The organism is Endozoicomonas sp. PH6C (assembly GCF_059322965.1).
The window spans coordinates 2078999-2104352 of record NZ_CP185342.1 but is presented as its reverse complement, the minus strand read 5'-3'; the positions used below and the strand labels follow the sequence as shown (position 1 = coordinate 2104352).

At 41.8% G+C, this 25354-nt stretch carries 24 protein-coding genes; 8 read left to right on the top strand and 16 right to left on the bottom strand.

Annotated elements, in window-relative coordinates:
- Positions 1–136: 136 nt before the first annotated feature.
- Positions 137–1858 (top strand): bifunctional protein-serine/threonine kinase/phosphatase, encoded by a 1722-nt coding sequence (locus tag ACOMG9_RS08580; protein WP_494530084.1) that lies wholly within the window; start codon positions 137–139, stop codon positions 1856–1858.
- Positions 1859–2264: 406 nt separating this feature from the next.
- Positions 2265–3335 (top strand): hypothetical protein, encoded by a 1071-nt coding sequence (locus ACOMG9_RS08575; protein WP_494530083.1) that lies wholly within the window; start codon positions 2265–2267, stop codon positions 3333–3335.
- 33 nt (positions 3336–3368) lie between these two features.
- Here ACOMG9_RS08575 and ACOMG9_RS08570 read toward each other — a convergent pair whose 3' ends face one another.
- Positions 3369–3593 (bottom strand): hypothetical protein, encoded by a 225-nt coding sequence (locus tag ACOMG9_RS08570; protein WP_494530082.1) that lies wholly within the window; start codon positions 3591–3593, stop codon positions 3369–3371.
- Positions 3594–3780: 187 nt separating this feature from the next.
- Between ACOMG9_RS08570 and ACOMG9_RS08565 the strand changes: the two genes are divergently transcribed.
- The gene (locus tag ACOMG9_RS08565; protein ID WP_494530081.1) at positions 3781–4710 is read left to right on the top strand and encodes a hypothetical protein; all 930 of its coding nucleotides are present in this window, start codon (positions 3781–3783) and stop codon (positions 4708–4710) included.
- Between the two features lie 97 nt (positions 4711–4807).
- Here ACOMG9_RS08565 and ACOMG9_RS08560 read toward each other — a convergent pair whose 3' ends face one another.
- From ACOMG9_RS08560 to pdxB, 4 genes are all read right to left on the bottom strand, one after another.
- A complete protein-coding gene (locus tag ACOMG9_RS08560) occupies positions 4808–5002 on the bottom strand; it encodes a DUF3955 domain-containing protein (protein ID WP_494530080.1) in 195 nt (64 codons plus the stop codon).
- A 398-nt stretch (positions 5003–5400) separates the two neighbouring features.
- Positions 5401–6258 (bottom strand): hypothetical protein, encoded by an 858-nt coding sequence (locus ACOMG9_RS08555; protein ID WP_448216616.1) that lies wholly within the window; start codon positions 6256–6258, stop codon positions 5401–5403.
- A 369-nt stretch (positions 6259–6627) separates the two neighbouring features.
- Entirely contained in the window at positions 6628–7023 is a 396-nt protein-coding gene (locus tag ACOMG9_RS08550) for a disulfide bond formation protein B (protein WP_494530079.1), read from the bottom strand.
- 109 nt (positions 7024–7132) lie between these two features.
- The gene (gene pdxB / locus ACOMG9_RS08545) at positions 7133–8284 is read right to left on the bottom strand and encodes a 4-phosphoerythronate dehydrogenase PdxB (protein WP_448216614.1); all 1152 of its coding nucleotides are present in this window, start codon (positions 8282–8284) and stop codon (positions 7133–7135) included.
- 142 nt (positions 8285–8426) lie between these two features.
- On the opposite strand from pdxB, the gene ACOMG9_RS08540 reads away from it, so the two are divergent.
- On the top strand, positions 8427–9491 hold the full coding sequence (locus ACOMG9_RS08540) for a DUF3080 family protein (RefSeq protein ID WP_494530078.1): 1065 nt from the start codon (positions 8427–8429) through the stop codon (positions 9489–9491).
- A gap of 81 nt (positions 9492–9572) precedes the next feature.
- Entirely contained in the window at positions 9573–10262 is a 690-nt protein-coding gene (locus tag ACOMG9_RS08535; RefSeq protein ID WP_422133253.1) for a hypothetical protein, read from the top strand.
- Positions 10263–10368: 106 nt separating this feature from the next.
- Here ACOMG9_RS08535 and ACOMG9_RS08530 read toward each other — a convergent pair whose 3' ends face one another.
- The 4 genes from ACOMG9_RS08530 to ACOMG9_RS08515 all read right to left on the bottom strand — a co-directional run bounded on the left by ACOMG9_RS08530 (position 10369) and on the right by ACOMG9_RS08515 (position 12531).
- A complete protein-coding gene (locus ACOMG9_RS08530; protein WP_448216612.1) occupies positions 10369–10785 on the bottom strand; it encodes a hypothetical protein in 417 nt (138 codons plus the stop codon).
- A gap of 217 nt (positions 10786–11002) precedes the next feature.
- Positions 11003–11350, bottom strand: a complete 348-nt coding sequence (locus ACOMG9_RS08525) for a hypothetical protein (protein WP_494530077.1) — start codon at positions 11348–11350, stop codon at positions 11003–11005.
- 190 nt (positions 11351–11540) lie between these two features.
- Positions 11541–11888 carry a hypothetical protein gene (locus ACOMG9_RS08520; protein ID WP_448216610.1) on the bottom strand — a complete coding sequence of 116 codons (348 nt, stop codon included), beginning with the start codon at positions 11886–11888 and terminating at the stop codon, positions 11541–11543.
- Positions 11889–12126: 238 nt separating this feature from the next.
- Entirely contained in the window at positions 12127–12531 is a 405-nt protein-coding gene (locus ACOMG9_RS08515) for a hypothetical protein (protein WP_448216609.1), read from the bottom strand.
- A 601-nt stretch (positions 12532–13132) separates the two neighbouring features.
- Here ACOMG9_RS08515 and ACOMG9_RS08510 point away from each other — a divergent pair.
- The 3 genes from ACOMG9_RS08510 to ACOMG9_RS08500 all read left to right on the top strand — a co-directional run bounded on the left by ACOMG9_RS08510 (position 13133) and on the right by ACOMG9_RS08500 (position 16970).
- Positions 13133–14020 (top strand): protein kinase domain-containing protein, encoded by an 888-nt coding sequence (locus tag ACOMG9_RS08510; RefSeq protein ID WP_448216608.1) that lies wholly within the window; start codon positions 13133–13135, stop codon positions 14018–14020.
- The gene (locus ACOMG9_RS08505; RefSeq protein ID WP_448216607.1) at positions 14020–15423 is read left to right on the top strand and encodes a hypothetical protein; all 1404 of its coding nucleotides are present in this window, start codon (positions 14020–14022) and stop codon (positions 15421–15423) included. The genes ACOMG9_RS08510 and ACOMG9_RS08505 overlap by 1 nt, the downstream gene beginning before the upstream one ends.
- A gap of 179 nt (positions 15424–15602) precedes the next feature.
- Positions 15603–16970: a hypothetical protein gene (locus ACOMG9_RS08500; RefSeq protein ID WP_494530076.1), complete on the top strand. Its 1368-nt coding sequence runs from the start codon at positions 15603–15605 to the stop codon at positions 16968–16970.
- A gap of 255 nt (positions 16971–17225) precedes the next feature.
- On the opposite strand, the gene ACOMG9_RS08495 is transcribed toward ACOMG9_RS08500, so the two are convergent.
- The 7 genes from ACOMG9_RS08495 to ACOMG9_RS08465 form a co-directional block, all read right to left on the bottom strand.
- Positions 17226–18011: a hypothetical protein gene (locus ACOMG9_RS08495; RefSeq protein WP_448216605.1), complete on the bottom strand. Its 786-nt coding sequence runs from the start codon at positions 18009–18011 to the stop codon at positions 17226–17228.
- Between the two features lie 136 nt (positions 18012–18147).
- Positions 18148–18342 (bottom strand): hypothetical protein, encoded by a 195-nt coding sequence (locus ACOMG9_RS08490; RefSeq protein ID WP_494530075.1) that lies wholly within the window; start codon positions 18340–18342, stop codon positions 18148–18150.
- A 1-nt stretch (position 18343) separates the two neighbouring features.
- Positions 18344–21391 (bottom strand): death domain-containing protein, encoded by a 3048-nt coding sequence (locus ACOMG9_RS08485; RefSeq protein WP_448216604.1) that lies wholly within the window; start codon positions 21389–21391, stop codon positions 18344–18346.
- A gap of 603 nt (positions 21392–21994) precedes the next feature.
- On the bottom strand, positions 21995–22762 hold the full coding sequence (locus tag ACOMG9_RS08480; RefSeq protein ID WP_422133243.1) for a DUF5020 family protein: 768 nt from the start codon (positions 22760–22762) through the stop codon (positions 21995–21997).
- A gap of 307 nt (positions 22763–23069) precedes the next feature.
- Entirely contained in the window at positions 23070–23315 is a 246-nt protein-coding gene (gene tusA / locus ACOMG9_RS08475) for a sulfurtransferase TusA (protein WP_448216603.1), read from the bottom strand.
- Positions 23316–23326: 11 nt separating this feature from the next.
- Positions 23327–24652 (bottom strand): MATE family efflux transporter, encoded by a 1326-nt coding sequence (locus tag ACOMG9_RS08470; protein WP_494530074.1) that lies wholly within the window; start codon positions 24650–24652, stop codon positions 23327–23329.
- 46 nt (positions 24653–24698) lie between these two features.
- The gene (locus ACOMG9_RS08465; protein ID WP_448216601.1) at positions 24699–25349 is read right to left on the bottom strand and encodes an alpha/beta family hydrolase; all 651 of its coding nucleotides are present in this window, start codon (positions 25347–25349) and stop codon (positions 24699–24701) included.
- Between the last annotated feature and the right edge of the window lie 5 nt (positions 25350–25354).

The following is a 25354-nucleotide window of genomic DNA, read 5'->3' as shown; positions in this document are numbered from 1 at the left end:
AAAATCTCTGTTTCTGAGGAGAATAGCGAGCTATTTGACGAAGAAACAGGGATTTTTAGACCAATTTATTGCAACCGCAGTAGGACAGTCTTAAGTCCGACAGGCTGCTAGGCGCCGGGAAACAGAAAAGAAGAATATGAAGCCGTTAAAAATGACCACAGCCGGTGCCAGCAGTGCCGGCGTCAAGGAAGAAAATCAGGACGCCTGGGTGGCGGAGGTGCCAGCAAACACCCATGTAATGCATAACAAAGGTGCTGTTCTGGCTCTGGCCGACGGCGTCAGCGCCTGTAGTGAAGCCCGTCGGGCCAGCCATACCTCTATCTCCAGCTTTACCTCTGATTATTACAGTACCCCGGATTCCTGGACGGCCCGTTATTCGGCCGCCAGGATTCTCAGCGCATTGAACCGCTGGCTTTATCAGCAGGGTCATACGGACCCCATGGATAAGGGCAGCTGGTGTACCACTTTTACCGCCATGATTCTGAAGTCAGCGACATTGCATCTGGTGCATACCGGTGACTCCAGAGCCTGGCGGATAAGAAATAATGAGCTGGAATGTCTGACCCGGGATCATACTGCCACTCTGGGTGGACGACAGTATTTAGGTCGGGCACTGGGCATGGCGCCTGATGTGGAAGTGGATTACAGATCAGAAGCTTTGGATGTCGGAGACATACTGCTACTGACTACCGATGGCATTCATGATTTTCTCTCACAGGATGCCCTTAAAAAGTGCTTTTCCGATCAAAGATCACTGGATGAAGTGGCACAACATCTGGTGGACCTGGCATTAAAGAACGGCAGCCATGACAACCTGACCTGCGTCATCGGTCGCATTGATGAAGTCCCTGCCGGAGATGCTGGTGAAAACCTGGAAAGGCTTTCCCAACTGAGATTGCCACCAGATCTCTACCCTGGTCAGATACTCGACGGCTATCGTATTCTTGAAGAACTTCACGCCAGCAAACGCAGCCAGCTTTATCTCGCAGAAGATATTGGGCCTGAGGAAGTCGCTGCCCATCATGTGGTCATCAAAACCCCTTCTATCAACTATGAAGATGACCCCGATTACCTCGAAGGTTTTATGCGTGAAGAATGGATTGGTCGCAGAGTAAAACATCCTTCTATTATGGCAATCATGGCCCCGAGGCCAGGTCGGAAATTTCTTTACCATACCTGTGAATACATAAAAGGTCAGACCCTGCGCAGCTGGATGCAGGAGAACCCCAAACCGACTCTGACTCAGGTCAGGGATATTGTCGCCCAGATGATCACCGCTGTTCGGGGGCTGCACAGACTTCAGATTCTGCACCAGGATCTGAAGCCGGAAAATCTGATGTTTGACCAGAAAGGCCGTCTGAAACTGATTGATTTTGGATCAGCAAGAGTCGCGGGGGATTTGGAAAATCAGCAGGCTCATCACAGCGATTTACCCCAGGGCAGCAAAAACTATACGGCGCCGGAATACTTTCTGGACGGGGTTATCGACGAAAGAGCGGATCAGTTTGCCATTGGCGTGATGGCCTATGAATTGCTGACCGGTAAACTGCCCTACCCGGAACATTCAGGCAGCAGTATCAGGGTCAGACATTATCAGCATATGCAATACCGCCACGCCAACCTGTCTGGCTCATCCATTCCTTCATGGATTGATTCGGCACTGGCAAAAGCCGTGGCTGCTGACCCGGCTAAACGATACCCTGCCCTGTCTGAGTTTTTGCAAGATCTCAAACAACCGAACCGTTCATTCAGGAACCACGACTTTCAGCCCCTGATAGAACGAAATCCGGTGTTGACCTGGCAGTTGATTGCGCTGTTACTTTTTATTGTCAATCTGATCCAGTATTTAAGCAGTTAAACCAGAGCGGGTTTTATACCAATCGAACTTTCTAACTCCCTATTGCGCTGAAGATTTGAGCCTTAATCCTGCGTTGCCGATCGTCGCCATAGCTAAGGCTATGACTCCTCACGCCGCCTTGTCTTAAGGCTCAAATCTCCATGCTCATCACGGGAGTTAGAAAGCACGATTGGTATTACATATGTCCGTGATTGTCTACACAACGCGAGAATGAGGTCTGATCCACTCGAGAGCTTTAAGTACCTGGCCAGTTGGTTTCGCATACCATCATGCATGTACTGACAGACAAAAACTTTGTTAGTTACACTTAACAACTTGTTATGAACTTCTTTTATAAATCTGATTCTAACTTACTCCTTTTATCCTGACTGGGTAAAGATAAATACTGGCTTTGGAGTAATAAGACATGGACGGTATCAATAAAAGAAATGAGTCATTCAATCCATTTCCACCAGAACCTAAGCAAGCTAAAACAGAGGAAACATCCACCGGTGTTATCATGGGTAGGGACGTCACAGTACGTAACAGTAGTGAACCTTCACTGCCTAAATCGCCCCTATTAGCCGATACAGGGAAATCAACTGTAACTCATGGAACATCGGTTGAAGAAACGACGCAAGCAATAGAGCGCTACCTGAAGGACAATTCTGGCAAAGAGTCACTGAACAAGCTTGGCATGACAGCGGAAGGGCGGATTGTCCGTTTGGCAGAGCAGGATGAATGCCATCAACCGAAACTGCGCCGAATGCTGGAACAACGGTTTACGGCCCTGCTACCGACGGCTAAAGGCAAGTCGCTCTGGAAGCCGGAGGTTAAGAACACTTTAAGCACTGAATTTAAGACCCTTTTAAATTTCCGAAACCGAATCCGGCGGGACCGGCAGATCCGAAATCGGCTGATGGAGCTGGAGAAGCAATATGCTTCTGAATTTGAAAAACTCGATAAGCTGACCACAACCAAAATAACCGTCCTCGATGAGGCGATCACTAAAGGCAGCAATCAACCGGGCGAACCTTTTGCGCAATACATGTTTAAAAACGAGTTTACCCAAAGCCGCTGGGCATTTTCAGATAACCGCAAATCCGGGGCTATCAAGCCCAGAGACTTCTATATGAGCAATGTGATTGCCCGTCAGTTTAAGTTGAGTTTCGACAGTTTCGGATGGCTTCTGGAACTGCCAGAGATCATTGACCGGGAAACGATTACGAATCAGAAAACCATAGAGATCCTGTTAGAGCACAAAAAAGATTACGGCTCGGACGCTTTCAAGACAGCCTTCCTGGAAACAACGGTAAACGGAAAGAGTACGGTTAATGTTGCACGGGATCTTGGACTGATTATTGAACGTATCACCGTTAGTTATCATCACAAGCTGGTGGAGAGGATTGATGAATCGATTACCGACAAAGAGGCGTATAAGTGGTTTGATGTGCATGTCCATGTCAGACCTGACGAAGCGCTGTACGACCCAGTATGAAAGTAATTCTCTGGTGCAGGTAGTGCCTTAATATCAGTAATTTTGTTGAGAGTTTTTTTTCTGAGTGGTGTTCATAAGCCCTTGTGAAAAAATAGACACTACAGAAGGACACCGCGCTGGCATTCCGGCGCCAGAGCTACAACACCCTAAACCGGCAGAAACAGCTAAAGCAGTTCGTAAAGATAAAAGTGGCATACGTACATTTGTGCATAGCAAGAAGATCTTTCCTTCGTAGGCAATGAGAATAATGATTTTCATGTGAAGCCCTTCCTGATTTAGAAGCATTTAATGGATGTCCTATTTCCCCTTACTTCCCCCTTCCTATTTCCCCTTTTCGCCGCATGAACGCCTGACTCCAATGCTGCCGTTTCACGATCTCTGGTAGTTTGAAACTATTTCATTTTTTTAATGTCTAATACAATATACACAGTATGGAGATGAAGTTATGTTGCTCAGAATAATAGTTTTATTATACTTATTTCCTTTTTTACTTAGTGCAGGTGCCTCTGCGCTACGACCAACTTACGTAATGGTTTTTCATGAAAATTATTGTAAAAACTATAATAGTGCGATTCAACATTATATGGATAGCCTGGAGTTAAACGGGTATTCCGCATTTCATTTTTGCACTGACACTGTTGATATAAATGAGCTAAAAAAACGAATCAACTATATTACCGAAAAGAGAAAAGTGAGTTTATCCGAGATAAAAGGAATTAATATCTTTGGCCCAATCACTTCCACTAAAGTAATCGATTATCTTAAACCCTATGGCCTCTCATTTTACCCTACCACAACTTTAGCGGCTGATAATATTGAGTTAGTTTTACGGAAAAATACAGTAATCGATATTAAAACTGAAAAGTATAAATCTCCCGTTATTAAACGATGGGTGTCACATATATTTGCATCACCCAGTGAAATTAATACAGATATATCTACAACACTGTATGCTTTTTCAGATAAGCTGGCTCGGCATGGAAGTATTTCCGCTGGAGAAATTTTCAAAAACAATCTAAAGAATAATTTTTCGAATTACAGAACAATCGAGTATTATAGCTTCCCTCGCGGTGAGGGAACTGCAATAATAGGAATGACATCTTTTCCTGTCCTCTGGACCATTTCCGGACTTGCTCGCATGCGAGAAGGTTACGGTTTCTGGAAGCGATATCAAACCTTCGGTGATTATTTTGGCAGCTCTCTTCTTATAGGCTTAATGTTAGGGCTTGAAGCATACTCAATAAATAGTTATTTATATACTCAATATTACCTACCTGATGACAATCGATGGAAAAAAGTCTTATTGACAAAATCGTTAGCTATTGATGGTTTTCTCGATACTTATACCGAGCAACATAACCATTTCCATTATTGACAAATATTACTTTGAGAAGATATGACAAGTACCTAAAGTAATGAAAGGCATTTTTTTTCGCAAGGTTAGGTACTTATGACAATTATTTATTTTTAGCTCATCCTAGCTTAGAAAAACTGATAGCAAACGCCACCAAAGCCAACAGTTGAAAAATCCAGAACAATGGGAGAAAACCGAATGACTCGGTTAGTATTCCGTTGTGATTTACGTATGCACCGACAGAGTAGTAGACGACTAAGCAGCCTATGCCACATAAGCTCAAGATCAGACTTATCTTATATTTACGGAACATAAAAACCTCAACGCTCTAACCTTTCGATGTTTAAGCTTCTGCTCAAAAAAATGATTCTCGATTATCTTAAAGTAGCTATTAATTATGATTCTATCACCAACCATTGTGAACCGCCGGTGTAAAGAAGCTATTATCGGACGCTGTAGATAAATACCAGAAACCTCTGGCCATCCAATTTTTTCGCTTTACTATCTACTTACTCCTCGCTTTTGACAAGAACATCTTTATACTTTTCATGATGTACCACCCTGTGTTTTTAACATCAGAAACTAAAAATAGCTCATTTTTTTCACTTTGCCTTTTAACTTGATACCAGCAGTCATTACCGAAGCAGTTTTTGCATTGAGTGCACCAAAACTTTTTTGGAGTACCAGGCGTGCCGCAGATAACCAGAAGGCTCAGTCATTTCCTTCAAAGGTTATTTGTTTTGAATAATATTCAGGCGCTAATCTAACGATCCTCACTGAGTCTGAAGGGTATGACTCCTGAGCAGCTGACAATGACTGAAAAAATATATCACACACTCCATGTTTGCTTATATACCTTCCATCTCCTATGTAAAAAAGACTATGAACTAAACTTTCACCTGATAATAATTGAACGATGTCTCCCCAGCGTACTTTTTCCTGATCGAATTTTTGAATAGATACAAATGAAAGCTTTTCATACCAGCCATTGAAATTTTGACTTATTTGTTTATCCATCCCAAATGCCAGGTAATTAACAAATTGATGACATAAACCACTCACAACACTTCCCTGATCTTCAAAAAAATAAAAAGTTTTACAAACATTCTCAAAGCCGTGCGTAAAGATATCTGACAATCTTTTTTTTACTTGCTCCCGATAGCATAAATCAAGATTTACTTCTTCGCTCAAAGGCAAAGACACTGAAAAGTCTTTTTCTGAAACAGGGTAATCCGGACTTAATCTATAATGCTTTACCCCATTTAAACTAAACGGAAAAACATGCATTTTTTTAACCCCGGAATTTTTTTCAACATTGAGATTTTCAGCGTAATGTTCTTCAAGATACCACTTTACTACGTAGCGCTCTTCATCAAGAAAACGAAAATCATTAGCAAAATCAACCTTTCTTTCTGATAATAATTTTGTTTCAACCTGTGCCTGGTAACGTTGATCAGAGCTAACTTGATTAACTCCTAACTCTTTAGCGCCTGACTCTTTAGCTTCAGTACTTTCTGATTGAATTGAAGCCAGGTTGAATTGTAATTGCATTTCTGTCATTGAGTTCATTGTTAAGTACCTGTCCAGTTGGTTTCGCATATTCTGGCGAGTGGATTTTTTCATCCTTCAAGGCGCAACGACGGGCGCGTAGCCATAGCTACGCAACCAGAGTTGGAACGCAGAAGGATGGAAAAAGCCGCCGTCCAGAATATGCAAAACCAACTGGTTAGGTACTTGTACATCCATTAGTATTTCATTAAGCACCTGTCCAGATGGTTTATCAAATCTGGATGGCAGTTTTTTTATTCTTCCAGATTAAAAATCTTATTATTCATTTGACAGATAAAACGAATAATAATTTCCTTTTATGGATATTAATACTAACAATAAAGTAAGCCAGCATAACAAATAGCAGGAACTTATCTTCGAACTTTTGTTTCAGACTTTTGCTTCAGACTTTTGTTTCAGACTTTTACGGCTTAGTAAAGCCCGTTCGATCAAGAGCAGCAACTCGCCACAGAGCAAACACAGAGCAATGATAACCAGCGGGGTATTCAACGAGAAGTGCCAGCTTTTTATCATCAGGAACAGATGCTGGGAAGCCGTGACCAGACCGACCACGGAAAACAGACAGGTTAAGAAAATACTGATATAGCGGTAATGAGGCAAAACCATCAGAACACCGAGCAGACCAATGGCAGTTCTTTCCGTGCGGCAGAATGGACAGGTTTTCACGATCTCTGTCAGATCCATCCACCAGGTCACTGCGCAAATCGCAATAGCTATCCAGCCCAAAGGTCTAATGTAGCGGCTCATCACCAGTGTTTTGATCATGTAACCTGTCCCAGTGCACTCATCTGTACAGGTTTATCGTAAGATTCCTGAGACTCTTTATAACGAAGTGATCGTATCGATCTGCATATGAGAAACTAACAAAACTGTCTCAGACCTCCTGAAGATTAAAGCCCAGGGCCTTTAGATGTTCTTGAACCTTAGGCTCACATTTTTTGGCCTGAAGCACCAGAGTGCTGAATTCCCGCCGCTCCCGGTAGTGCTTTCTCATCCGGTCAAATTCGATCGCGCGCGCCTCTTTCTTCATGGTGATGAGACGTCGCATAAGCGCATCGTCACGGCGCAGATCGTAGACGGATTTCATCGCAGTACCTGCGGCCTGGGCAGCGGTAGCTGAGTCATTAAAACCCATTCTCTTCAGTGCAGGCATGGGAGTGATAGCGGCCAGTCTAACCCTGCACGGCAAGCCAAAGGTCTGGCAAAGGGCCTTATAGACCTTCTCGGTACCCGAGATCTTGCCGTCAAGACTATAGCCAGCAATATGGGGGGTGCCGATATCCACGCGAGCCAGCAAATCCAGATTGACATCGGGCTCATATTCCCAGACATCCAGCACCACACTGAGATCCAGACCTTCTTCGAGTAATTCCAACAGCGCCTGATTATCAATGACCGGGCCTCTCCCGGCATTGATCAGAATAGAGCCCGGTTTTATCTTGCTCAGCCTGTCATAATCCAACATATGATAGGTAGGATAATCCACGTCCCGGGTCAGGGGAGTATGCAGAGCAATGACATCACACTGACGTAACAAAGTTTCCAGGGATTCGAACCGAACACCCGCCGTTCGTTCACAAAGTGGATCACAGGCCATGACCTCAACACCCAGCCCTTCAAGGGTTTTATAAAGTTGGCTGCCCACCTGACCATGACCCACAATACCTACCTTTCTGTTCACCAGACTGAAGCCATCCCGATCGGCAAGAATATCGAGGGCACAAAGCACATACTCAACAACAGAACGGGCATTACAGCCAGGCGCATTGGCAAAAGTAATGCCCCGGCCAGCCAGAGTTTGCTGATCGATATGGTCAACGCCCGCAGTACAAGAACCAACAAACCTGAGAGATGAAGCCTGCCGCAGTAGTGCTTCATTCACCACTGTTACTGAACGCACCAGCAGCGCGTCTGCGTCCGCAATATCGCTTGCAGTAATATCTCGCCCGTGTAAAGCCACTACTTCACCCAGTGCCCCGAAGCATTCATGAAGTAATGGAATGTTCTCGTCAGCAACAATTTTCATCGATGGCCGTATTCGTTAAGTCCAGTGATGGCGTGATACTATAGTCCATTCTTAAAATTAACAACTCAGGGCTTATGTGGATCAGTCACTCCTGTTTGAGAAATAAAACCTATACTGCACTCAATCCTGTCAATCACTGCTCATGACTTTGAAAGTAACTGTTCGCTCCCTTGCCTTGCTTTTGCTGATCACACTGGCAGGCTGTGGTTATCGTTCCACAGCTGAATACCAGCTGGAAGAGTATGAAGAAAGAATCAGTAACGTTACCGGACAGCCAATGCCGTCTGCTACGGTCAGTTTTCCTGAAATGCCTCCGTTAAGACAGCGTCAATATCCATTACCGGATATTCGTTTAAAAGCACTGGAAGCCCTGAATCTTCTCGAATGCCCAAGACTTACGCAGCTTATTGCACACCGCAACAACAGTTTAGGTAAGCAGATGCAGCCTTCCCAGTTGCTGCACTACGAAAAAAAACTGATCGTCCAGCTGGAAGACTGCACAAACTATTTACAGCAGCAGAATAAAAAGGAAGAACTAAGAGCCAGATTGAAAGCTATCCTTCAGCGGAAAGAAGCCGCATTGCCTGCCGCCAAATGGAACATGCTGCTGTCTGGAACTGAACTGCCAAGCCAGTTGAGCGGCTTTCAGACCCTGCTTCCTCTCCATGGAGATAATGGCCGTCAGGGAACACTGGAAGCCTTAAACTATCTGAGGCTTTATCTGAAAGATGACCGTTTTGCTCCTCCCTACGATCAACAGTCTCTGGAAATGCAACTGCAACAATTAACCGCTTCTCACTACAGTGGTCAACTACTGGCTGCCGCGTCAGCTATTACCAACACTCTCAACCGTGTTTCAGTGATGCTGGAAAAGAGCGACAATATCTGCCCTCAAGGTCGGCGCTCTGTAAAAATAGAACGACTCAACAATGTCTTCAGACTTTTCTACGTCGACAGTATCCAACCCTACATGGCCAAAGTCGTTTCGGAAGGGAGAGAGTGGCGATCTGTCATGTTGCCTTTACTGCTTGAACTGCCACCTGCTCCAGACAAGGCCATGAAAGACTACCTATTGGCCATTACCGGTTCTGATTACGCCTTTTCAGTTTGGCATCAATTGGACAAGGCCATTCTGCGCCATACCCGAAGTTGGCAAAAAGTGCTGTCTGAATGCCAGATGCAACCCGGACAAATCCCTCCGAATTAACTTCCAGACTCCAGTGCCGATAGACAGCCTTAAGGGCGATTCCTGACTCACACTTAAGCGCCCTGCAGCACGGGAGATTCAATGGATAAAAAGCCGGATGACGAAGGGAATGTGATTGACCTTTTTACCCGCAAACCCGTCAACGAAACCGAAAGTGAAAAAATTATCAGGCTGGCGCCGGAGCAGGATGGCCTGGAAATGCTTTACAGCAACGACGCTAATCCCGGAAAACTGTTCAGTATGAAAATTCTCTGCTGGGCACTGAAAAAAGATGGTACGGTCGATGCTCTGGTGCCATGGCTCAATAAGCTGGTGCCTGCCCGAGAGCTCAATGATCCGCTGAATGGACGCTGGGAAGGCTACTACGACAGCTTTCATGATCACGCCTTTTTTGAGCCTCCCGAATACAAAATAACAGAGCTGGAAACCGCCGCCCTATACTTTCAAACGAAAGAAGAAGACCCCGACTTCGTTTTGCAGGAAATTGGCGACAATATTGGCACTCATGCGATCCTGACAGAAGACAACTTTCACACCCTGATGTTGATTCATGTCACTAGCTGGCGCCTATACAATGACGGCCGAATTCATGCCATGCTGGCCGATGAGAAAAAAGTACAAACCACACCCATTCTGCCCAAAGATGAATGCCTTTTTCCAGCGCAGGAGCATGAAGATTTCAAGTATTTCTTTCACCACATCATTGCCAACAAAATTAAACATGGTGACCCTGATGCCATTGCAGCCTTCACTGAAATGATCGAAGATTAAGCACCTGATGTCAGGGAAGATTTTTTCTAATTATTAAACACCCCCATTTGGAGAGGCTGCGCTACAGGGAAAGTCCCTTGCTAATCTTTGTTATTAACTCTATTTCTTAATATTTTGGTTTTAATACGCACTGATCCCTTCCTTGCCCAGGATTAAAGCTTATGGAATCTACAATCACTTCTTTATAAAATGAGCCTTGGGGATGACCAACAAATATTTGGCTAATTGAATCCAGATCGTACAAAGGTAAAACATGTGCCACAGTCAAATAAAATTGCCCCATCATCACGCCAGTAATTGCTTGATAAATATCACCATCAGTTGTTATTACGATTACTTGCAAAGGAGGATTTAATAAATAAGTTAGTGATTTCACACTGCACTCTTCTTTTTTTACAGTTTTTTTTACAGTTGTGTCCTGGCTGATATTCTTATCAGAACCTGAGTTATCTTCTTCCATCATGCCCCAAGTGTTTATTGAAATAAATTTAACAACAACAAAGAGTAGAACAGAAACCTTCATTACAACACCAACTTAAATAGAACAAAATCAGATTGGGTATTATAGCTTATAGTGAGAGGCTTATAACGCCTGTCGCTTGAGGAGCGCACAGCAGGAATCTCGTGAAAAACCCTGCCAGGTGCATTTTTATTAGTTTGATAATTTTCATCACCAGAACCACTTAAAAGATTCTATAAAATACCTTCTCACAGTTTTAAATTGATTCTAATGTATTAAATTAATGACCATACACCCAAAGAGATAGCTCATAATTATAGGTAGCATTCCTTCTTGAAAAGGCTCTTTTCATTAAAACCCTGATGACATAGTTACCATCTTTCAGTATTTCAACAGGCTTATCATTTTCTAAAGTAAGGTTGACTGGAGAATAAATTATAACTTCAAGGTTTTTTGCTTGAAGATTGGATAAGAGTTTATCATTTTCATATAAATACAATCTATACTCGTCGTATGCATAACCTGAAATACTCCCTCTATAAACGTATTTATGAATATCACCCTGACTGGTATAAAAACAACCAGTTAGAACCACTAACAGAAAGACATGGGAATATTTTTTAATCATCTTTCCTCCACTACCTCTAACTCTGATGCTCTTTGTTCTACTCTTTCCCCCTTATACTTTATATTAAATCACTAACCTATACGCTCGAAATTGTATTCAGGTACGCCGTAGAGCCTGTATTTTTTATGGTCCGATTTTAAAGTATGCTTTTAATCGTCTTGATGAGTTTTATTAAAAGAGTTTCAAGGTTTCACCGTCGTTGAACCTGAATGTGCTGAATTTTCCCATCATGCACAACCACATCTTCCGAACCAGAATACTCTACAATTTCACCAGTGTGTGTTTCACCGACAAAGTTAAAAGTAAAATGAACAATTCCGGGTTTGGTTTCTATGACACTGCTTACTTGCCATTCAAGGCTTGCAAACATACCATGATAAAGTCTCTGCATAGTCATGATGTCATTCACACCCAGAAAAAGCTCACCCTTTCCCGATCTGTAAGTAGTACTTTCACAAAATAGCTTTGTGATCTCATCAAAATTACTGTCATTTGAGAGTTGGAAGTAATACTTTGCTATCTTCAATGGATCGGTCATGCTTTGAGCTCCTCAACTGTACAGAACTGAGTCATAGCATAGACCAGCCCGGGAACATAACACCAGCTTCAGCTGAACCACCGACTGCAGTGAGCAGTCGAACCAAGTCCCGGATAGAATTGGCAGATGCAGGAATTTTCACAAACTAAGCTAATGCATCTTGCAAAATATTTCTATTGACTCTGCCAAGACCAGAATAGTCAGACTTGAAAAACGAAAGCTGATACGAATAATGCTTTTATTTACTTTGCTTTAACCCCATAATTTCACTTTTTAACTCTTGAAGCTCTTCGCTCAAGCCTAAGTCACTACATATGTTGATATACTCTCCACCTTCATTCAAAACATTCAAAACTCCTAGTAAGAGCTCCATCAACTGATCATTTAAGTCTTTATTTTTTTGCAAACCCAGAAAAGTAAAATCAACAAAACCACCTGACGCGGATACAGAAGAAGACTTTATCGGCTGATTAAAACCAGTGCGACCTAAACCATCTTCTGCCAACCTTTTTAATTGCCTCAAATATATTTCTTTTGGTTTTTTTGGATTATATTGAGTTCCAATTAAGACTACTGAAGATATAATTCGAATCATATCAATTATTTCTGCAAGCCCAGATATTTCACAAGCATTCAAAAACATTTGATGACACTCAGCACTTTTTTTATATGATATTATTAATCCTCTGTCGTTAATCGAAAGAAAACGAGAACTGATTGAAAGAACTGTTGCGTACGAATGAAATGAAAGCAAAAATATCAGCAACAATGAGATCGTCTTTTTGAACCTCATAATAAACTGTTCTCATGGTCTATTTACCTTGAAAAATAGCACTGGATATTTCGGAAAACAAAAAAATAGAAACGACCAGGCTGCTGCGAGCACGAGCCCTGGAATAACCAACTAAAACGACAAGAATAGATAAGTACCTAACCAGTTGGTTTCGCATATTCTGGACTGCGGCTTTTTCCATCCTTCTGCGTTCCAACTCTGGTTGCGTAGCTATGGCTACGCGCCCGTCGTTGCGCCTTGAAGGATGAAAAAATCCACTCGCCAGAATATGCGAAACCAACTGGCCAAGTACTTAACAGGATGAAAATTGTTCACCGGTAGATTGGTCAAATTTACGGTTTTGCTTATTATCCTCCTAACTTATTGGTAAGTAATGCTAACAAATAAAGAAACATTTTAAATGTAAAGCACACTAATGTATAAATTCACAATACATTACAGGTTTACCAAAATGCAGCCGACTTCTTCAGCGACCCATGTAAAGGGAGCACAAATACCACCCCCAAACTCAACTAATGAGACAACAGTTGTTTTAGCTAAAGGCCATTATGTAAAAATACAATTGATTGGTTGCGGATCTTATGGAAAAGTTTATTTAGCTAAAAATGAAACAGAATCTACGAACAAAGATAATTTTGTTGCTCTTAAAATAGCACAAAGATATGGAGAGATTGAAATCAACGTATTAAGTAAGCTAAACCCTCATAGAAACATTGTAAATCTGTTAGATTTTTCTATTTCTGATCACAAAGTATGCTTAGCCTTAGAACTTGGAGACTGTTCTCTGGATAAACTTGTTGGTTTATGGGGTAAAGAAAAAATAAAATTATCAATTGGACAACTTGATTTTTTACTTACTGAGTTATTAGAGGCCTATAAGTATATTGAGAGTAAGGGATTATTAAACAACACTGATTTATCTGAAGGCAATGTTCTCTATTTTAAAAGTGAAAACAGATTAAAACTGACAGATTTTGGAATTAACTGGGATGGTAGTACAACACAATCCAAAATCGGGAATCTTGTCTATTATGTTTTAACCCGATTAAGCCATAATTGTGATGCTCTGCCTTATGAGGGAAAAGCTGCTTTTTGTAATGTAAAATGTTTTAAAAGAATTTTCTTCGAGCCTGACTTTTCATATTTAGATTGGAAAAAGGATTTAGATAAAAAACACATAGAATTAATTATTAACTTATCAAAAGGTGTATTTAGTATTCCAGATATCACAACCTTATTGAACAATCTAAGTGAGAAATTAGAGCTTTTACCTGTGCCCGAGAATTTAATCTCAGGAGAAAATATTAAAGCACATATAGACCAAAGGGATATGGAATAATGGATCAAGCGATAAAACCAGACATATCATCATGGGGGTACATCCTGCCATACCCCGAAGTGGTGGCAGACACTCCATCCAGATATAGAGCTGATGCTGAAAAGTATCTTCCAAATCTTGATGAATACACAGAAAATCAATTGCTAAATAAAGACCTTTCATCAAGATGCATTTCTTTGGCTCAAACCGAAAAAAATGATGATAATCACCACCTCAAGCTTTCAAAAAATATAGTCTTTACCCAGGATCGAACTTATTTTGAGTTAATTGATGAAGAGTCCTGGAAAAACATGGCTGACAGTTTAAAATTTTCAGGCATTGATTCATTAGAAAAAGCTATTGCTATGGATTTGAGGGTATGTCCACCATGTCCGGTTTTCCATACATGGGTCGCACTGCATGGTACCAGCATATTTAATGGCTTGAATAATCCTGAAAAATTAGCGGGACTTAATTATGTTCAAAGAATTTTAGAAGAAGGAACCAACCTCAGTAAAAGTGATATACCACTACTAATAGTGTATTCAGATAAAAATCTAACAATATCTCAAATTAATGAGATGAAAGCTGAATTTAAAGATCACGACAATATTTTATGCATCTCTTTTGAAACAGATCTGCAACTAAAATTTCTCGCCCAATTAGAGCGATACGCCTCATCCATGAACTTTCATTTTATGGATTCTATTAGAATTATTGTATCGCAAAACATTACTAAGACTATAAGCTTTTGTATAGATAAGGCAAAGTCTGAAAACAAAACAGAACTGGCTAATCGTTTAGAAAAGCTCGGGGTTAATCATTTATTTTATTCAGATATTGATAATCAATGGTTAACCAGACCACCTTATATATTAGCGAGTCATGGGACTTTTACTCAGCCAATGATTTCAAAAATATTATCACTAACTCACATACGAGAAGGCGTTGTAGAAAAGTTATCTGAAATCAATAGAGAGCTCTTAGGGTGGCATAAATCATTTTTCTCAGAAATGCCTTACTTCAAAAAAAGAAAATCAACAAAATGGTCTGTAGAAAAAGCGAAAAAGTTATTTGATTATATTTTAAGTGGTGACGCAGAAAGTAATTATGAACATTTATCAAAACAGATTGCACATATTTCACCACACCACAATTATCTATTGATTCCTGATAGAGCAGTTTCCTGGGAGGGCGAAAATAGTTGTTGTTTTTTTTCAGAGCAGTCTAAAGATGTTTTTTTAGAAGGCGCTTTGAAAAGGCCTTTCATCATAGACCTTCATCAAATGCCAGATAGTCGACTTGATAATGACTCTTATAATCCAGATCAATATTACAGAGAAGCACACAGTCTCGTTGGGATGCAACTACTCAAATATTATTCTCATGGAAATGATAACACTTGGCACATTGCTACCTGGTAAACTCAAACAGAGTGACCCTGACACCATGTAAATAATATCCATCATCAATGTTTTTATATCTCGACTTCGGCTTTCAATCACACTTTGTCAGAGATACTTACACTCTTGTTAGCAATTAATTAGAACTAAACAAAGTTAAAAGACTCTAAAAATTATTGGGTATCAAAAGGAGCAATGACGTGGATAAAGTTGTAGGAGAGAACATATTTCCAGGAGAATATTCGTCACCATACTCTAAAACCGAGTATGAGAGCCCATCTGAAGCTATGAAATCTCTCTCTGAAGCAAAAAACGATGGAGATTCTCTTAGTTATAAGGACTTATCATCAAGATACGTTGCTCCGGTAACACCCGAAAAAGGTAACGACAACCACCACTTCCAACTGGCAAAGAATATAGTCGCCACTCTGGATCCAGTTTATTTTGATTCCATTGATGACGATTCCTGGAAAAACATGGCTGATAGTTTAAAGTTTTCGGGCATAAATTCATTAGAGAAAGCCACAGCTATGGATTTGAAGGTATGTCCTCCATGCCCGGTATTTCACACATGGGTCGCACTGCACGGCACGACCATATTTAATGGCAAGAACAATCCTCGAACTCAACCAGGAATAAATTATATTCAGAGAATATTAGAAGAAGCAACTAACCTCAGTAGGCATGATATCCCACTGTTCATTGTGTTTTCGGACATGAATCTCACAAAACATCAAATTCAAGAAATGAAAGATGAATTTAAAAACCATGACAATATCCTGTGTATTTCTTTTGAATCAGACCTGCAGTTGAAATTACCCATACAACTACAGAATTATGCTTCATCCATGGGCATAATGTTTATGGATTCTATTAGAATTGCTGTATCTCAAAACATTACCAAGACTATAAGTTTTTGTATAGATAAGGCAAAATCAGAAAACAAAACTGATTTAGTAAATCGTTTTGAGAAGCTCGGGAGCAATCATTTGTTTTATTCAGATATTGATAATCAATGGCTTTCCAAACCACCTTATATACTAGCTAGCCATGGAACATTTACTCAGCCAATATTTTCAAGATATTTGCCACTAAACGAATTAGAACTTGTGATTTTAAACGGATTATCTGATAAGGTTAGAGAGCATTTAAGAACGCATAGATCATTTTTCATTGCTATGCCTCACTTAAATAAATACAATTCAGGAAATTGGTCTATTGAAAAAGCTAGAAACCTGTCTGATTATATTTTATCTGGTGAGGCACAGTCCAACTATGAATATCTAGTAAAACAGATAGCAGATGTTGCATCTCATTACGTTAAGTTATTGAAATACACTAGTTTCGTTTTTTCTAAGGGAGACAATAGTTGTCTGTTTCTGGCGGAGCATTCAAAAGATTTTTTCTTAGAAGGTGCTCTAAAGGCCCCCTGCGTTATAGACCTTCATCAAAATCCAGATATTTATTATTATAATAAAGACCCATATTACAGAGAAGCACACAACCTCGTTGGAATGCAATTACTCAAGTATCATTATCATGGGCATGATAAGACCTGGGTAGGGTAAAAATTCTAAGGACAATGGACTGATATTTCAGGCAGGAGTCGGCTGCTGGTTAATTCTGTATTTTCCTAAATCAGAAATATTTATGCTCATATTACTGATGGCGAGTCCAGCGGAGGCTTTCCGAACAAAAAAACTACACCACTTTGGGAAAAGGTTTTAGATCAGCATTCGCTGATAACAGGAGCCGCAAGTTTTACGGCTTTGTTTTTGGTTTTTTTCTACAGGCTCGTTATATGCTGTAAGTGAATCATACTACTAACGGAATTCAAGTCTTTGCTTCAAGGAGTGAAGTAAAAATGGAATACAAACAGCTACTATTGGGGTTACTATAATGATTGCCACTGAAAATACTGAAGCACTTGCACTAAATAGTAGTTTCACTGCAATATCTGATGGATAAGTTATTTCTCTACTATTACCAATAAGAAACTCACATCGACTACCAGTATAAACTTCAGTGAAAGAAAGCTCCTCTCTTGCATTATTCAGCCCGTCAAAGTTTAAAAGAGATTTATATAAGTATATTTTCCTAAGTGTCCATTTGTTATCTAACTCAGTGGAGTGGATACTTTTTTCCGAAAATACAAGTGTTATATTCTCATTGCTTAGTGTTGTTACAATACCATGGGCAATTGTAATATCATTCTGAGATTGAATATCTGTGATATAGACAGGCTTATCAGTAACTTCGCTAACAAAAAATGTTAGTGGTAATAATTTTCGTATAACACTTACATCTTTAAATTTATCCATAAAAAGAAAAAATTCTTCATTGGGGATATCTCTATTATCATTACGTCCTTCCAAAAGCCCCTTAAAATAGACATAATCATGAGAATATTCTTCCAAGCTTTCATTACTTGCATAGCGAATCATTCTTACATTGTTAAATAACACACTATTTTCGTATCTGCTAATATCTCCGGTAATCGTAAATCCACTTCTGTGCTCTGCAATAAACGGAGTAGAATGACAAACAGATGAAATTAAATTACAAATACATAATGCAATGGCTTGTATATTTGAACATAAAATTTTCATAGTTGATCCGGTTATCCAAAAGTTCACAAGACATAGTGGATAAAAGTAGCAAAGGAGTCAGAGGTTGCACATAAATATCCGTTAGCCGGAGGTCTCTAGCCCCTACACCATGGCAAGCCGGTCCACAGTCGGCAATTCACTGGGGATAGTTAAACCGGATCCATAAGTCTTTCTGAGTAACAAGCCCAAAGTTTGCAAGAAGAGTGTCGTTCAATGCCAGCTCCACCGCAAAAGTTTTGCTCAACCCTTGATCAAGAGCCAGACAGTAGACTTGCTGATGCTTCTTATAACCCAGCCCCATATTACAGAGGGGCACTGCAAAGATACTCATTTCAAAAATGGTAACGCCTTACTAAATATTGTATAAGGTCGTATCGTCCGATCTTTGCAAAAACTTCCAGTAAGTCATCGAAGATAATCCGACCTTTCATTTTTTGCCATTTTTCTATCATTACCCTTGCCTTATCATGATCGTCACCCTTATTAATCTCTCTTAGATGTTCTTCATTAAGAACACCGGTCTGTTTGGCAAATCTTTGCCAATCGATTCCCAGTTTAGAAGCAATAATCAGGAGTTCCTCTTGTGCTACGGTAGAGCTCAACTTTACAGTGCTTTTTCTTTCGACAATTTGGTCAGGATCGATGCCTAGTTTAGAACAAACACCCATCATTTTTTCTAAATGAGGGCTCAAAGTTGCAGGCTGTCGCCTGCTTATTTCTGATTGCTGATACTGTGGATCTGCGGACGCATGTGCAACGGCTTGTGTTGACGGAACAGGTTCAGAATCCGATAGCTCATCAAACGATTGATCCGATGGCTCACCAAATAGTGCCCCAGGGGCCATACCAAAGATCAAAAACATACTATGTATAAACTTGTCTTTTTCTTCTGCTCCCTTCTGTTCCAGAAGCGTAACAAGCTGTTCAACGCCTTTTAAGGCAAAGGTTCTTAGAAGCTCAAGTTGCTTACTTGATACATCTTCCGCAAAACGAACATTTTCATAGAATAGATCTTTTAAACGCTTTCCGTGCATTGATCTTATGAGAACAAAAGCAGTCAATAGAGTTTCAATTTCATAAAAATCTATAAACTGATTGGTACTAATATTTAATGCCAGATCATGAAATGATTGACTATTGCTTCCAGTTAAATAACTTCTGTTACTTGGAGTAATAAAAGAGTATTCACCACCAAACCCAAACTTAAGAATTCTTGTTAACTCCCCACGATTATTGTACGGATCCGGTATACCAAAACCGTACCTATCATAAACATCTCTGCCAAATTTATTGAACATTATTACTATTAAAAAACTTGATGGAAATATTTCAGCTTTTAGCGACCGACTCATTTCTTCAAATATTTTATAAATATAATTGATTAACACTATTTTCTGTTGGCTATCTATTCCTGAATAAAAAACTTGACCCGGATCATCAGAAGCTAAAAAGTCATTACCGGTTAGCTGGTTCAGCAATTCGTTTCCGAATCGATTCAAACTGGTTTCGCTCTCAAACTCATCCCTGTGAATAGCAAGTGTTTTAACAATCCTTGTCACCTCAGCGTAATCTTCAATTCCCTGGGTTTTTGCCAACTCACCGACTTGTAAAATAAGGTGATAAAGAGACAGACTGCCTTTTAAAAATTCAAACCATTTCGGATAAAATTCACTTAACGCATTTTTATCTGACATCAAATTTTGCGTTAAAAGGTTATAAAGTGCCGGTAAATTATAGTAATGATTAATGCGAAAACAATCTTCTCTCTCCCTTTCATTTAAATCCAAAGCTTTGAACCATTGAAATACATCGGTTACTGAAGTATCAGCGTCTTGTGTACCTGACACAGGTTCTTCTTCCCTGTCTTGTGCCATTGCGGAAGGCTGCGCTTCAGTCGATTCCTGCTCAAGTACACCAGATTCACGATCCAGACATTCTTTGCATTTATTAAAGGCGAGTACAGGCTTATTATTATTACAATTCTGGCATAATCTACCGCTTGATGAACCACCTGCCCCATCATCTCCGCCACTCTCTCTTCCACCACCGCTGTCCTGATTTTGACGACCATAGCCACCTTGAAACTGAGTTGGCTGGGCCCCGTTGAGATCGCCCTTTTGACTCCCAGTCTGACCGGTTCCGGTTCCTCCAGGATGGCCGATCCCGGTGGGGATCTGGCCAGGAAAAACGGACACGCTGCGTAATTGTTTGGGACTTAAAATGAACGCTTGCTGTCCATATCGACGGTAGTGTTCTGTTTGTAGCGGTTGTGGCGGGTTACTGCTCAGGTAATGTTCAAATACAGCTTCCGGATTATCAGGATTTCTCGACAATGCCAGAAAAAGCCCTGAACTCCTTTCAAGATTTGCAGCTTTTATTTTATCCCAAAGTTCTTGCGAAATAATAATGGCCTGCTCATTCCAACCCTGCTTGATTTTGAGCACAATCCGGGCATCCCAAATCTGTTTTTTTACGGCCTGGCCGTCAGTGCCAGGCACCAGAATAATCCTGCTGACCTGCTCACTCATCCATTCAAAGGAGTAAAGGGGGCCCATCCCGCCACTCGGCCTCTTCTTGAATAAATCGCCTAAATCATCGCCACTGCCAAAACCGCCTCCGCCAGAGCTTGTGAATGGTTCGCTGTTATCCGCAGTACCCGAGGCTCCGGGTATCGCAAAAGGCCCGCTGACACGACTGCTGTCGTCAGAATGTCCAGACCCATCCTTTTCAGCCGGTTTATCGCGGTAAAAAATATCGACAAATGATATTTTTTTGTTAGCAGACGCATTACTGCCAGGTAAAAACGGTAAAGACCCGTTTTCTGAAACAATACCGCTGCATTCCGGTTCTATAATCCACCCATCATCATTATCTTCAATGGCTAAAACCAACGATTGATGACCTGCCGGTAAACGCCATCTGGCCGAGTACTCGTGTTGCCATCGACCCCTGTCGGGTGTTGAAGCAACCCGTCTTATTCTCCCACTTTGCATATCCGGCATACCCTGACCCGTTACAGGCTTTTTAAATACCGGCAGAGAGGGAAAATCCCCTGTCGACGATGCAGGAGACGTCCGGAAACAAAAATTAAATTGATCGCCCGGTTGACTATCGAGAATGACATAAAACTGATTGTTCTCCAATTCAGAAACTGTTTTACCGTTCTCACCAACCGCTTTGCGATCATAAGTTAGAAGAAGAGGCGGATTGTTCCCTCTAAACGACAGTTTACTAATTTCTCCCGTTGTCTCACCCCATGTCTCAGTAACTTTGGAGGAACTCCCCCAACCTGCCCAGCTCAACAGGCTGGTATAAGCATTGCAGTGACCAGCGAGCGGCAAAGTAACAGACAAAATAAATAAAAAAAACAGGTGATCCATAGTCAGGAACCTCGTTGCTTTCATTTCTGAATTTATTTTTTAAGGTTTTATCGACAAAAAATAACAATAGACATTATATTTGAAAGTGCTTTATTTATTTCAGGTATTCGAAAACGGTTGCAGTGCCTTTCCCTCCTGACCCTGTGATAAGCAGAAATCAATCACTTGAATTTGCATCATCAAACAATAGTGTCCAGTGTTGCCTTCTGTGATTTGACAAGACTTGATGCTCTTCTGCTACGGCAGACTCCAATGTCACAGGCTGTAATCTGCTTGCTTCTGATAGGGGATGTGCGGCCGCGTGTTTGATGGCTTGCGTTGACGGAGCAGGTTCGGGATCTGATAGCTCATCATTACAGAGAGGCACATAGTCTCGTTGGAATGTTACTCAAGTACCATTATCAGAATGATTTTACTTGGTAAGCGTTCAGGCGGGACAGACTGCTATGACCTGCCGAGCTTAGATTTAAAAGGATTAAAACCTGCTTTTAAGAATTGGGGGATCAAATTTATGGATGCCCTGAAATCCATATGATGAAAAACCAGCGCAAAGCGCTGGCTTTTCCATCACAACACTGTTCCAACTGACAGATATGAAAGCTTTTAGAAATTTGCCTGCACTATGAACTGTGGCAGGTTTTGATCCTGCCCATCACGACCAAGCTTGTTTTTCCAGTAGTTGTATTCAATGCCGGCGTAATATTTGCCTTCTTTACCGAAGAAATCACCCACATCCAGTTTTAACTGAGGCTGTGCAATAATTTGCATTTCGACATCTTTACCCGAGTTATTTTCCGTAGCATTAGTAATATCCACAAAACCGTCAAATAACCATTTAGTTGAACCTAGAGAAAAAGGCACGGCCCAGGCTGTAGTAAATTGAAAATTGTCATCCAACTCAACGTCAAAAGAGTCTTTGCCATTAGCACGATAATAAACGGCAGTATCCAGGAAGATAAAGCCAGGTACATTCCAACCGATTGCACCACCCAATAAAATATTATCCAGATTTACCGTCGCAGCATGTTCCCACTGTGTCGCAAAATAAACGTCCTTGATCACAGAGTCTTTAAAGCCTTCACCTCCAGTAAGCGAAAAATCAATATGTACCTCACCGTAGGTATCATCATTATCAACGTCATCTTCTACAAAAGAACGATCAACAAAAGAAAAGCTCTTACCCCAGGTGTATGCAGCAGCATGCTCGAGAGTTACCACCTGGGATTTACCCTCTTCACCGGAAAAAGCATTCAAATAGCCGTCACCGGTCAAATAAGTTGCCGAGACATTACTCCACAGGATATCCGCTTGAGCGCCTGCAGAGGCAGCAGCAATGGTTGCAGCAATAGCGGCTTGTTTCATTAACTTCATGATTATTCCCTTCAGGATTTATTGTAATAATTCTGTTCTGAATAAATGCACGCAATTATTTTGAGCGTAACCCGTGCTTTTATAGCTATATATCCAATAGCCGCTGTATCAGCGTCTGGTATAGACAATGCAAATACCTGACCAACTCGTCAACTTTATATAAAAACTAACTATTTAGTCAATTTTCTTCAATTTCTCTACCGCAATGCGTTTCGCAACGACCCAGCATGGTGCATAGCGCACCATACTGGGACCCCGGAACAGTTATGTGAAATGATTGCCAGATTAAGTAATACTGTTGTACAGGCTAGGTACCGGCCTTGCGAATCAGGTAGATATACTGTTTTTCCAGCTGCTCACGAGACAGCAGCTCATGATTCAGAAAGTTACAGAACTTGGGAATATCACGCTCGGTCGAAGGATCAGTCGCTATAACCCTGACCGTTTCTCCCGTCTTCATGTCCCTCACTTTGTTATGCAACATCATGACCGGCTCCGGGCAGAGCAGACCTGAAGTATCCAGTTCATGATTGATTTCTATAGTCTCCGACACATTCACTCCTGTTATCTGACCCAAGACCCGGACCGACTCAGGGATCGATAAACAATAGCCAGCCCTGCACTGCGGGCCAGCATAAAGGCACTGTAGGCTAACCACAAGCCGTGATTTCCCATATCCCGGGTGACATACCAGACCGGCAGGAAAACAATTAACGTTGCCACCAGCATGGTGTTTTGCATCGTATCCGTTCGCACGGCACCAATAAACACACCATCTAGCCAATAGCACCAGACAGCAAATAATGGCATGGCGGCCAGCCAGGGCAGATAGATGTTGGCAGTTTCTGCGACAGCAGGAATATCCGTCAACAAGCCAATGATGCCCTGCCCCACCAGCGAGAAGGTGAGGAAAAACAGAACGGCACACATGAGCGAGCAATAGCCTGTTACCCTGACAATCTGCTTAAAGCGATCTTCTTTTCGCTGCCCCAGAGCTTCGCCGCTCAGTGCCTCGGCAGCGTGGGCAAAGCCATCCAATCCATTGGAAATCAGCAGCAACATATTCAGTAACAGAGCGTTGGCAGCCAGTATATGACTACCGCTCTGGGCCCCCTGTGCCATAAAGAAAGCCTGAGTTGCAAGCAGACAAAGCGTGCGAACAAACAGATGTCGATTTAATAACAACAGGCGGCGCATAGAGCCCGGATTCAGAATCCTTGCGCGAACAAAGCTTCCGGACATACCTCTCAAGGTTTGACTGACTATCCATACCCCCAGCAAAAGGCTGGTATAATCAGCGATCACTGTTGCCACTGCTGCGCCTCGGGTAGCCATTCCGAGACCCATAACAAACAGCAGATCCAGAATAATATTGACCACATTGGCCAGTACCAGAATAAACATGGGCCCCTTGGGACGATGCATTCCGATCAACCAGCCGACGATCGCGTAGTTAATCAAGACCGCAGGAGCTGAAAGTATTCGGGTGGTGAAATAGATTCTGGCCTGCTCGGTCACCTGAGGAGCCGCGTTAAATAAAGGCAGGGCAATATCCAGAAGCGGACGGTATAAAAGGATCAGGAAAACACCGATTACAACAGCCAGCAGGATCGACTGGGCCAGCCACTGCCGGGTTTCCTGATGATCATCCTGACCCAGGGCCTGAGCCACCAGTCCGGTAGTACCCATTCTAAGGAAGCCAAAAGCCCAGAACAGCAGTGTAAATAATGTACTGCCAATGGCGACACCTGCCAGGTAAATATCACTGGAGAGATGCCCCAGGACCCCAGAATCAACCAGACCCAGCAGGGGAACCGAAATATTGGAAAGAATAGCAGGCCAGGCAAACTTCCAGACCCGCCGATACAACGCTGCTGTTGAGGTCAACACCAATCCTCACTATTGCCCGACAGAATTGAGACTATTCTATGAGACTTTAGTTCAGACCAGTATACGTAAACTTTGTCTTTATGAAGTCAGAGATCTTTTGTGCGGCTTTAACCAAATGCTGCTGATGAGTAAAACCCGATTTTATCCGGGGTTTCAGATCATGATTACCGTCCGCCAGCCAGTGAAGCTCAATATTCTCTGACAGTTCATAGCCCTGAACGGTTGCATAATCACCCATGGCATCCCGACTGCCCTGCACCACCAGCATGGGTAATGGGAAATCGGCAAGATGCTCTGTTCTGGGCCTGTCCTGTTTACCCGGTGCATGGAACGGGTAACCCAGACATACGACGCCACTCAACGAAAGATCAGTCATCTCAGACACCAGCAAGCTGGCCATTCGTCCACCCATTGACTTACCGCCAACATGCAGAGAGCCGCTGTATTCATTTTTGATTTGCCCGATCACATCCTGCCAGCATTGTAATAATTTTGGCTGCCTGTCCGGTGGTCTTTTTTTTCCGGTTTCTCTTCGCTCTCGCATATAAGGGAATTCAAAGCGCACGACACTGATACCTTCTGTCACCAATAAGTCAGCCATTTGATTCATGAAATCACTGTCCATGGCCGCGCCGGCACCATGGGCCAGTATCAGTAATGGGGACCCGGTTTCAGCCCGGTTCCAGATAAGATCCATAGAAA